An 11,118-nucleotide genomic window follows, 5' to 3' on the forward strand; every position below is an offset into this window, starting at 1 on the left:
GGCCTTCTGGCCCGCCCCACAACTGTTTAATCTCGTTTATGAATTTTCAGTCTCGTCCGCTTTGGTGCCTTCAATTCTTGTTACGGCCCCGGTGTTTCCAGTTGCTTCAGAATGCATGCTGATAACCCTCTTTAATTCATCAACATGCAACGTTTCTTTGGCAACGTGTTTGGTGCGATATCCGGCGCGACCGATCATGTGAGCCGAAACCGGCGCGGTGAGCAACTGTAATCCCCACGCCAGCACCAAGACCGGGACCAGAATCCAGCTACGCAGGTGAATGGCTAGTCCGGCAAACAACAGCAAGAATCCGAGCACTTGTGGTTTGGTCGCCGCGTGCATGCGCGAGAGCAGGTCCGGGAAGGTGATCAAACCAATTCCGGCGATCAATGACATCAGCGAACCTGCCACAAGCAACACAGCAACAACAATCTCTAGGAAGAAGTCCATTAGGCATTCCTCTGATCCGAGACAAAGCGGGAGACCGTCACCGAGCCGATGAACCCCAGTGTGCAGGCCACCACCACGAAGAGCAGATAATCCGTGTGGCGGTTGATGGCCATATCGAGGCACAACGCGCTGGAAATGATCAGCAAGATGACGTCCAAGGCCAACACTCGATCAAGAATCGAGGGGCCTTTGAAGACTCGCCATAGGCAGGCAATTGAGGCCAGTGCCAGCATGACTCCACCAATCCATACTGCAGTTTCAATCATTTACTTGGCCTCCTAGCGGAGAAATCTGGGCCTTCTTCGGCTTTGATTGCTTCGTATTCGTCGGGACTGCCGATAGCCATGATCAACCGACGTTCAATATCGCGGATATTAGCTCGAGCTTTTTCCACTTCTGCGTCACTATTCACATCGAGGTAGTGCAGGTACAGCGTGGAACTGCTGCGGTCCACATCAACTACGAACGAGCCAGGGATCAGAGTCAGTACGTGTCCTACGGTCGTCACGATCAGGTCTGATTCGGTACGCAAAGGGACCGCGATCAGTGCGCTGCGCGCCTTTTTGCCGCGTACTACGGCAATCCACGCCACGTGAACACTGGCCGCAAAAACCTGTCCAATAAACCAGATGAACAACTTCAAGCAATACCAAAGATTAATACGACCTGGCAGAACTACCGGCGGTAGCGGGAATAGATTCACGATGATGATTGACAAGATCGCGCCAAAGAGCAGGTTACCTATGGAGAAGTCTTGCCATAGCGCGCCCCAGACGAAAATCAACAATAAGAGCAGCGGCCATTCCTGTTTAAAGGTGGCGCGGTGCCGGACGCCAGAGGTATCCAGCGCATCATCGATACGCTGATCGCGAGGTGTGAGGTCCTTAGGTTGCATGTCTACGCCTCCTAACTCAACGGTAGTACTGCGTTGATAAATGGTTCACGGGCAATCAGCTCGGCCGCTACGCGCCGGCAGAATGCAAAGATTGGCCCGGCAAAAACTGTGAGTGCAATACCTGCAACTACCAGAGAACCGGTGGCATAGCGCATGCCCCACGGCAAGGATTCCGCTTCCAGCTCGCGTGCAAGCTTACGTCCCAAATGAGGTGCTTGGGCGCCACCGACGGCGGTTTGTTCCAAGACCCGTGTAGATTCGGCCACCAGTTGTGCGCTGGGTACCTCGGCGTCTGCCGCGCGGCGCCAGAACATACGCGCCCACACACGAATAATTGCCAACAAGGTCAAGAGGCTGGTCAGCAGACCTGCGCCAATGACAACCCAAGTGAGCGCGTCTGCATCTGCTGCGGCAGCGTGCAACAGTCCGAATTTTCCGAGGAAACCGGAGAACGGTGGTATGCCGCCCAAGTTGATTGCCGGGATGAAGAAGAGGATTGCTAAGGCCGGGGACAGCTTGGCTAGGGAACCGAGTTTGGTGACGTTTGCGCTCCCGGCACGACGTTCAATGAGTCCTGCCACCATGAACAGTGAGGTCTGCACAATGATGTGGTGACCCACGTAGTAGATTGTGGCAGCAATGGCTAATGGTCCGCCGACCGCGACACCAAAGATCAAATATCCAATGTGACTGGTCAGCGTGAAGGAGAGCATACGTTTGAAGTCTGTCTGCGCCAACGCACCAAGAATACCGATGACCATGGTGAGGGTCGCAACGACCAGTAGCGCCGCATTCACCGTTCCACCGGGGAAGAGCAGGGTCTCGGTACGCACAATCGCGTAAACGCCGACCTTTGTCAGCAACCCGGCGAACACTGCCGTGACCGGGGCTGGCGCCGTCGGGTAGGAGTCCGGAAGCCAGAGCGAAAGCGGGAAAACGGCTGCTTTGATGCCGAAGGCAATGAGCAGTAAGACGTGCAGGATCAGCTGCGGGCCTTGATCAAGCTCTGGCAGTTTGACGGCCAGGTCTGCCATATTCGCGGTACCTGTGGCCGCATAGATCATCGCTATGGCCATCAGGAATATCACCGAGGAGACCACCGAAACAACCACATAGGTGGTACCGGCTCGAATACGCTCGGCCGTGCCACCCAAGGTGAGCAGCACGTAACTGGCGGTCAAGAGAATTTCAAAGCCGACATAAAGGTTGAATAGGTCAGCGGCGAGGAAGGCGTTGGAGACGCCGGCTAGAAGAATCAGGTAGGCGGGGTGGAAGACCGATACTGGTCCAGGCTCGTCACCATCGGCTAGACCTTGACTGGTGGCGTAGAGCAGCACCGCCAGGGATACCACGGTGGAGATCAAGAGCATGAAGGCACTAAAGCCGTCGACCATCAGCGCGATACCGAACGGTGCATCCCAGCCACCAATGTGGATGGCATAGCTTTCTCCGCCCCAGACCGCGGCGACCATTCCAACTTCTAACACCATGGTCAGGCATAAAATGCCGATAGTGATCAGACGCTGGGTACGTAATCGGCGACGGGCGAGGAAGGCCGCGCCAGCACCGAAAATCGGGAGTAGGACTGCTAAGGGGGAGAGTTCTAGAAAGTTCATTTTTACTCCTCCCCTTCTCGAATTGGTCGGCCTTCTTCATCGACGAATTCTGTCGTGTCTTCGGCTACCGGCGAATCTTCTTCTTCGTCATATGCGGTGGACTGCGAAACCTTAATATCTTCGGTATCATCGGCCACGATATCCGCACTGGTCAGTGCCCAAGAACGATAGATCATGGCGAGCAAGAATGCGGTTACCGCGAAGGTAATGACGATCGCGGTGAGGATCAGTGCCTGCGGCAGCGGGTCAGAATATTCGCTCGGATCTCTGCTTGAGTCGAACAGCGGCGCAACACCGCGCCGCCCTCCGGTGGTCAAGATCAGCAGGTTCACCCCGTTGCCCAACAGCATAATGCCCAACAGCACCCGGGTCAGGGTGCGTTCAAGCACCAGATAGAACCCGGCAGCCAGCAGCACCCCGGTGATTACCAAGAAGGTAATGTTGACGCTCATCGTCCCACCCCCAAGGTTGCGGAGTGGCTGACATCGTGTTGCTCCACCGGCGAGCGTCCTTCGGACAGCTCGTCGATTTCGCTACCCAGTGAGCGTAAGACGTCCTGTACGAGACCAAGGACCACCAAATACACTCCAATATCGAAAATTGTTGAGGTGACGAACTTATGTTCGCCAAAGATTGGCAACCAGAACTCCCAGGCATACATGGTGAAGATCGCGTCGCCAAAGAGCACCGGCACCAGCCCGGCGATACCGGCCAGAGCTAGGCCACCACCGATAAGCATGCCTGGGGCAATACGCATTGATTCTGAAAGTTCCACGCGTCCGCCGGCTAGGTAGCGGATGGTCAAAGCCAGTCCGGCGATCAATCCGCCTGCGAAGCCACCACCAGGTGTGTTGTGTCCGGAGAGCAAGGCATACACACTGAGCAACAACACGGTGTGGAAGACCAGTCGGGTGACAACTTCAAAAATAATGGAACGGCGTTCGGCGACCAAGGTATTACCGGCCATCAGCCAGTCTTGGTTGCTGGAGGTCGCAAAACGGCGTGCCACCCGCAACCCAACTTCCTTGCTGTTCTGGTCTCCCATCGCTTCGGAACCGCGGTCGATACTTCCCGGGGCCACTTCATGGGCGCGTAGCCGAGTGCCAAAGCCGCGCCCGGCAAAGACCAGCGAGGCTACACCGGTAGCTGCGGCGGCAAGCACCGTGATTTCTCCGAAGGTATCCCAGACGCGAATATCAACCAGCGTCACGTTCACGATGTTCTTGCCGAAGCCTTCGTAGTAGGCAAGTTCCGGGAAGGACAGTGAAATTGGTGCTTCGCTACGTGCGGCCATCATCGCGATCGCGATGTACACCACCATCAGCGCCAGCGCGATGGCCAGTACTGCACGGCCCCACTTGATTGTGCTCAGCCCGACCCAGAGTCGTTTAGGCAGTGCACGCAACGCCAGCACGAAGGAAACCAACACAATAGTTTCAACCAAAAGCTGGGTCAGGGCCAGATCCGGGGCACCTTGCAGTGCGAAGATCGCGACCATGCCGTAACCGGTCACCGAGACCATCAGCACTGCCATGAAACGTTTTGGTGCCACGATGGCGGTCACACAACCGACGATGATAATCGCACCGATCACCAGCTGTGCCGGGTGGTCAGCGATAACCCAATTTGTCGGCCACGGTGTTTCGACCGTCAAGGCGATGGACAGTGGCAAGATGAGCACAACCATCAAGATCACGCCCAGGTAGAAGGACAAGGAACCACGCTGGGTACGGCCGGTAATCCAAATCGCAACGCGGTCAACGACGTTGATGCTTACACGGTAAATTTCCTCGGCAGAAATCATATTGCGGCGTAGCGGTGCGCCGGTATCGGTGCGCTTACGCAACCAGAAGAACACGATACCGATGCTCACCGAGATCGCACTCAAACCCAGTGCCGAGTTAAACCCGGCAAACAGCTTCAAATGCATGTCGCCCGGTCCACCTTGCAAGAGCGACCAATGCGCTACCAGTGGTTCAATCAGTGCCGGGTAAAGGCCAAGAGTTAGGGTGCATAAGCTAAGCACCAGCAGCGGGCTGAGGAAGATCAGCGACGGACGTTTAGTAGTTGTCAGGCCCGCAATTTTTTTCTTCACGCCAAACGCGCCAACCAAGAAGCGCAGGGAGTACGCCATGGTCAGTGCCGCGCCGAGGACCAAGCCAATCAGCGCAAAGATTCCCCACCCGGTCTCCAAATGCAAGGCAGCTTCGTACACCGCCTCCTTGGCTACAAAGCCAAAGAGCGGCGGAATACCAGCCATAGATGCGACGGCGATAGTGGCGATCAGCGCCAAGCCGGGCATGCTGCGACGCAGACCCGAAAGCTTACGGATGTCACGAGTACCGGTGTTGTGGTCAATGATGCCCACGGTGAGGAACAGGGTGGCTTTAAACAGTCCGTGAGCCAGCGTGAGGGCAAGCGCTGCGAAGGCCGCTTCGGCGGTACCAAATCCAAAGATGGCAATGATGAAACCAAGCTGGGAGACGGTACCGAAGGCGAGGATCAGCTTCAAGTCATATTGTTTCAGTGCCCGGAAGCCGCCGATCAGCATCGTCAGCACACCGATACCGACGGTGATAGGAACCCAGAAGGTGGTGTCGGAGAAGCCCGGAGCTAACCGGGCAATCAGGTAAACGCCGGCCTTCACCATGGCTGCGGCGTGGAGGTAGGCGGAGACCGGGGTGGGCGCCGCCATCGCGCCGGGCAGCCAGAAGTGAAATGGAACCAGTGCGGATTTGGAGATCGCGCCAATCAAAATCAGGGCGATGGCCACGTCGACAAACATGCCGCTGGCCACCAGTTGGTCCGATTGGGCGATCCATTCCGAGAGCCGGTAACTCCCGGTCTGAACGCCGATCATCAACAAACCACCAAGCATTGCCAAGCCACCGAAGGTGGTGACGATCAGCGCATTCATGGCCGAGCGGCGCGCGGTGATCAGATGCTGACTAAAACCAATCAGCAAGTAGGAAAGTACCGAGGTGATTTCCCAGAAGATAAACATGATGATGACGTCATCTGCAGTCACCAGCCCGGTCATGGCACCGGCAAAGGCCACCATTTTGGCGGCAAATCCACCGATTTGTGGGTCATCATTTTTGAAGTAGCGGCCACAGTAGATCAGTACGAGCGCGCCGACACCCAGGATCAGTAGCAAGAGACTGGCGGCTAAGGCGTCCAAGCGGAAGTTCAGCCCGATATTCAGGCCAGGAATCCAGTCGATGCTCAGTGAAGGTGGCGCGTTGGGAGCACCGGAGGAAAGTGTCGGATCAGCTGCGAGTACCGCAGGAATGCGGGTGAGCAACCAAATAAATCCCGCTGCAGGAACTATTGCTACAACATAAAAAGCATTTCTTTTTAATGCTCTAAACAGTATTGGACACAACACTGCCGTAGCAAAGAGTGCAATGAGAATTACTAACACACGTCTCCTCTGTCGACTGAACAAGGGGCCAGAGTCCGACGAACAAAAAAATGCCCGCTACGCAATTTTATCAGCCCAGAGCGGGATTTTATGCACTATCGAGGGGTATGCGAAGCTTTTGCGCCACGGGAGAACAGCGGAATGAATTCCTAGAGCGGAATATCCTGCAGTAAATTCATTTACTGATCACCACAAACCTGTACGATGCCCACATGGGAACGAAAATTGAACCGACGGTAATACAACCCGGTGACAAGTGGCTCAATAAACACACGTGGGCTTGGGCCAGTTGGGACTGGGGCCAGGCGGCAATCAACGCGGTGATGATCACGTTCGTGTTCACCGTGTATTTAACCAGTGAACTTTTCGGCGACACCGACCATTCCTCACTGGTGCTCTCTATGGCTTTGTCACTGGCTGGTTTGCTGATCGCTTTGCTGGTGCCGGTGACCGGGCTGCGCGCCGACGCTGCGGGACGCCGCAAACTCTGGATTATGGTCAACACTTTCTTGCTCGTGGTGGTGTGTGCCGCCGGATTTTTTGTCTACCCTGACCCAAGCTTTCTGATCTTTGGTGTCGCAATTATTGCCGCGCTTTCACTATTCTCGGAGTTCGCCGGGGTCAACTACAACGCGGTACTCAATCAAATTTCGACCCGGGCCACCGTTGGTAAGGTCTCCGGATTCGGCTGGGGCATGGGGTACGTTGGTGGAATTCTTGCGCTGGCCTTGGTGCTCTTTGGGTTTGTGCAACCCATCATTGACTGGCCCGGAGCAAATACCACCGATTCACTGAACCTGCGCTGGGTCGCCGTCTTCAGCGCCGCATGGTGTTTGATCTTCGCTCTGCCCTTGTTCTTCGTTATTCCCGAGTCCGCTTCAACGCTATCCACCAAGATTCCCCTCTCACAGTCCTACAAGGTCCTGTGGGGACGAATCGTGGGACTCTGGCGAGAAGACCGCAATCTATTGTTTTTCCTCGGCTCCTCCGCGGTCTTTCGTGATGGGCTCAGTGCAATATTTACCTTCGGCGGCGTGATCGCTTCAGGAACTTTCGGTTTTACCTTGACCGAGGTCATCATCTTCGCGATTGTTGGCAATATGGTCGCCGCACTCGGTGCCGTGCTTGGAGGCCGACTCGATGATGTAATTGGCCCCAAAGCGGTTATTACCGGCTCATTGATCGGCTTGTTGGTTGCCGGCGCTGGAGTGTTCTTCTCCCCCGAAGCCAGAGGATTCTGGATTTTCGGCCTGTTGCTCACGCTCTTTGTTGGACCGGCACAATCCGCCTCACGTTCTTACCTGTCGCGGATGATTCCGCCTGGCCGTGAAGGTGAACTTTTTGGCCTGTACGCAACCACCGGACGTGCGGTCTCCTTCCTAGCCCCGCTGCTTTTTGGTCTAGCCATCGCCCTGGCTACGCCCTTCGTGGCAAGTGGAGAAGCGCAGCGCTACGGAATTCTAGGCATCTTGGTGGTGCTATTGATTGGGTTGTTCCTGCTCTTGCCGATTCAATCGCCACGCAAAACATCAGACAACTAAAAGTTCTCTCATGATCCGTCACTGACTAGCAATGTTGGGTTTCCTAATGATTGACTGTGGCTTATGAAACAAGAAGAACCTGTGCACGGTGTCGAGCCGCATGATCGGAATGTCGCCGAAAGACTTAACTGGCTACGCGCCGGGGTTTTAGGTGCAAATGATGGCATCGTCTCGGTGGCTGCAGTGGTGGTCGGTGTCGCCAGTGCCACGACCGCCAATGCACCGATCATCACCGCTGGTGCCGCCGCGGTCATTGGTGGAGCAATATCAATGGCCTTGGGGGAATATGTTTCGGTAGCTAGCGCCGCAGATTCCCAGCGAGCGCTGATCGAAAAAGAGCGGGCAGAGCTACGCGATACTCCCGAAGCGGAGCTCGAAGAACTGACCGGTCTATATCAAGCTAAAGGGTTGAAGCCCGAGACCGCGTCACAAGTTGCCCAAGAACTGACCGAGCATAATGCGTTGCGCGCCCATTTGGATGCTGAGCTAAATCTCGACCCGGACGAGGTGCTCAGCCCGTGGCATGCGGCCTTCGCCTCGGCAATCGCATTCCTTACCGGCGCAATTTTGCCCTTCGTCACCGCGGTATTTTTGCCCGGCCCACTGAAAATACCCGTGACCTTTGTTGCCGTGTTGCTTGCGCTGGCGGTGACCGGTGCGTTGGGTGCCAAACTGGGAGGCGCACCGCTGTTACGTCCAACGCTCAGGGTACTCATCGGTGGAGCCGCCGCGCTGGTAGTGACCTTTGCTATTGGTTCCTGGCTGGGCGACAGTTCCTTGATGCACTAAAAACAAAAAACCGTGGTGTGCCCCAGGAGATAAAGGAGCAACCACGGTTTTGAGCAATATTGTTCGAACTTAGTCGGCGATGTTCGTCCGGTGGAAATTCAAGTGGCTGCGTGAAGCAGTCGGGCCACGCTGACCTTGATAACGGTTACCGTAAGGGCCAGAACCATAAGGGTGCTCGGTGTCCGAGGTGAGCTTGAAGAAACAAAGCTGACCAATTTTTGAACCAGGCCACAGCTTGATTGGCAAGGTGGCCATATTTGAGAGTTCAAGGGTGACGTGTCCGGAGAATCCCGGGTCAATGAAGCCGGCGGTCGAGTGGGTCAGCAGACCGAGCCGACCTAACGAACTCTTGCCTTCGAGCCGAGCAGCGACTCCGTTGCCCAGGCTCACCGCCTCGTAGGTAGAACCTAGGACAAACTCCCCCGGGTGCAAGATGAAGGGTTCATCCGCAGCCACCTCAACCAGGCGGGTCAGCTCATTTTGATCCTGCTCCGGATCGATATGAGCGTACTTGTGATTATCAAAGAGCCTGAAGAATCGGTCTAAGCGCACATCTACGGATGCGGGCTGCACCATCTCAGGGTCAAAAGGGGCTAAGCCAATTTCACCGGACGCAATTTCTCGACGAATGTCACCATCTGAATACAACACGTATCTAAAGTTATCTTGTTCGGTACCGGAAGTCGCAGTCTGGACGTAAAAAGAAGTGTTCAAATGTCGCCAAAGCTGAACTTCGGCCCGTTTTCTACGCTTTAACGTCGGCTTTGAACCAGATTCGCGTAAGGAAGCTGACCGTGTTCTTCAATAAAGCGAGCCTGATACTCGGATAGTGCCGCGTTCAGCTCTTCAGCTGGGAGCTCTTTCCACGCGATGATCAGTTTCCCCACTCCGCCTAGCTGCCACACCAAACGGCTATCCCAATGGCCAGGCGGCTTGCCGGCACCAAAATCAATGATTTCCTTGAGCTGAATTCGAAGCCCACGATTACCTTGGCTTCCCGGTCCGGCTTTGCCCAGGTACAGGATCTGTGCCGAGTCCACCCAACGTTCGCTCAAGTCTGCGACAGGCAACGAAGGGTCTTTCTTCTTGAAGACTCCTGCCGTGCTTTTCGTCAGAAATTTCGGGGTGAAGTCTGCCGGACGCATGATGACAAAGAGCCCTTGGCGATTCGGGACCCGGTTAATTTCTAAGGTCTTGATGGGCCGAAAACCGGTAAACCCGTCGGACTTCAGTTCCTTCATAGTCAAGTGATTCTCGGTCCTTGCTTGGTGGTTGGGTGATGCTGTGGGACGCAAGCTACAGCACAGAGTCCGCCATTCGATGTTACCCCCGATATTTGGTAGTGGGGCTCTTCAGAGAATGGCGCGTCCACAAGCGTAAAAAACATGTGCTTCTGCTCAAATTCTCATAGACCGCGCAGGTTTTCGGGCTATCGTGGAGTAGAGACCTGTGTCTTGCCTGCTCGAACACAACAGAAAGTACGTTTATGCGTTTGGCTTCAACCCTCACCAGTGCCCTCTTGGCAGGTGTTGTTGTGCTCTCTGGAAGTGTCGCGGCGCAGGCAGCTCCCAAGCCTCTTCCAGTGGTTCAGGCAGAGGAATTTAGTGACGCCGCAAGTTATCTTGCGCTGATTAACCCTCAAACTCAGCTCTCTCCAGCCGACTACACACCGAAAAAATTGGTAAATGTTGCTGGCACCTCCAATAAGCTACGCCCTAAAGCAGCCGAAGCAGTGGAAGATCTCATGGCCGGAGCCCGCAATGCGGGCCATAGCCTGAAGTTGTTGAGTGCTTACCGCTCTTACGGTCGCCAAGCGGTGCTGTTCAATCAGTACCAGGCTAAGTACGGTACAACCTACGCCGAACGCATTTCTGCTCGCCCGGGCACCAGCGAACACCAACTAGGTCTCGCCGCGGATGTAGGCAGCATTGGTAGTTCCACAGATCTGAAGGAATCCTTCGGTCAGACCAAGGCCGGTATCTGGGTGGCTGAGCACGCCGCAGACTACGGTCTGATCATTCGCTACCCGCAAGGTAAAGAAGAAATTACCGGGTATAAGTATGAGCCTTGGCATGTGCGCTATGTCGGCAAGGATCATGCGGCGGCGATGAAACAATCAAAGGCTGAAACCTTTGAGGAATATCATCAGATGCTACGCGACGCAAAACAAGACAGCGCCAAAGACGATGCTCAAACCGTAGAAAATTCGGTGACCGTCGAAGAAGAATCAAAGCCAGCAGATGAACCGAAGAAGGACGAAAAGAAGTCCGCAGACGAAACGAATCAGGTTAACGACGATGATTTGCTCGTGTTGCGTTTCCTTCCCCCATACCGGGACTGGGGCTTTGGCTTCACTCAGGAATAGTTCAAGTTTCGCTAAGTCTTAAACACTGCGGGATCCAG

Annotated in this window: 11 protein-coding genes; 3 read left to right on the top strand and 8 right to left on the bottom strand. The window is 55.2% G+C overall.

Annotated features, from left to right (window positions below):
* Positions 1 to 36: 36 nt before the first annotated feature.
* The 6 genes from mnhG to CIK74_RS08370 are packed head-to-tail and all read right to left on the bottom strand — an operon-like array spanning position 37 to position 6,385.
* Complete coding sequence (gene mnhG / locus CIK74_RS08345; RefSeq protein WP_096255499.1) at positions 37 to 450, bottom strand: monovalent cation/H(+) antiporter subunit G; 414 nt, start codon at positions 448 to 450, stop codon at positions 37 to 39.
* On the bottom strand, positions 450 to 716 hold the full coding sequence (locus CIK74_RS08350; RefSeq protein ID WP_096255500.1) for a monovalent cation/H+ antiporter complex subunit F: 267 nt from the start codon (positions 714 to 716) through the stop codon (positions 450 to 452). The genes mnhG and CIK74_RS08350 overlap by 1 nt, the downstream gene beginning before the upstream one ends.
* Positions 713 to 1,345, bottom strand: a complete 633-nt coding sequence (locus CIK74_RS08355; RefSeq protein ID WP_096255502.1) for a Na+/H+ antiporter subunit E — start codon at positions 1,343 to 1,345, stop codon at positions 713 to 715. The genes CIK74_RS08350 and CIK74_RS08355 overlap by 4 nt, the downstream gene beginning before the upstream one ends.
* A gap of 11 nt (positions 1,346 to 1,356) precedes the next feature.
* Positions 1,357 to 2,961, bottom strand: coding sequence for a Na+/H+ antiporter subunit D (locus CIK74_RS08360; protein WP_096255503.1), 1,605 nt, complete (start codon positions 2,959 to 2,961; stop codon positions 1,357 to 1,359).
* 2 nt (positions 2,962 to 2,963) lie between these two features.
* Entirely contained in the window at positions 2,964 to 3,413 is a 450-nt protein-coding gene (locus CIK74_RS08365; protein WP_096255505.1) for a Na(+)/H(+) antiporter subunit C, read from the bottom strand.
* On the bottom strand, positions 3,410 to 6,385 hold the full coding sequence (locus CIK74_RS08370) for a Na+/H+ antiporter subunit A (RefSeq protein ID WP_096255507.1): 2,976 nt from the start codon (positions 6,383 to 6,385) through the stop codon (positions 3,410 to 3,412). Before CIK74_RS08370 ends, CIK74_RS08365 begins: the two co-directional genes overlap by 4 nt.
* Positions 6,386 to 6,597: 212 nt before the next feature.
* Here CIK74_RS08370 and CIK74_RS08375 point away from each other — a divergent pair, with 212 nt between their 5' ends.
* Complete coding sequence (locus CIK74_RS08375) at positions 6,598 to 7,926, top strand: MFS transporter (protein ID WP_096255509.1); 1,329 nt, start codon at positions 6,598 to 6,600, stop codon at positions 7,924 to 7,926.
* A 63-nt stretch (positions 7,927 to 7,989) separates the two neighbouring features.
* Positions 7,990 to 8,715, top strand: a complete 726-nt coding sequence (locus CIK74_RS08380) for a VIT family protein (RefSeq protein ID WP_096255510.1) — start codon at positions 7,990 to 7,992, stop codon at positions 8,713 to 8,715.
* 69 nt (positions 8,716 to 8,784) lie between these two features.
* Here the strand turns inward: CIK74_RS08380 and dcd are convergent, their stop codons facing one another.
* Positions 8,785 to 9,366, bottom strand: a complete 582-nt coding sequence (dcd, locus tag CIK74_RS08385; RefSeq protein WP_096255512.1) for a dCTP deaminase — start codon at positions 9,364 to 9,366, stop codon at positions 8,785 to 8,787.
* 101 nt (positions 9,367 to 9,467) lie between these two features.
* Positions 9,468 to 9,956, bottom strand: a complete 489-nt coding sequence (locus CIK74_RS08390) for a hypothetical protein (RefSeq protein ID WP_096255514.1) — start codon at positions 9,954 to 9,956, stop codon at positions 9,468 to 9,470.
* Positions 9,957 to 10,201: 245 nt separating this feature from the next.
* On the opposite strand from CIK74_RS08390, the gene CIK74_RS08395 reads away from it, so the two are divergent.
* Positions 10,202 to 11,080 (top strand): M15 family metallopeptidase, encoded by an 879-nt coding sequence (locus CIK74_RS08395; protein WP_096255516.1) that lies wholly within the window; start codon positions 10,202 to 10,204, stop codon positions 11,078 to 11,080.
* Positions 11,081 to 11,118: the final 38 nt, after the last annotated feature.

The organism is Glutamicibacter sp. BW77 (genome assembly GCF_002332285.1).
GTDB classification, from domain to species: Bacteria; Actinomycetota; Actinomycetes; order Actinomycetales; family Micrococcaceae; genus Glutamicibacter; species Glutamicibacter bergerei.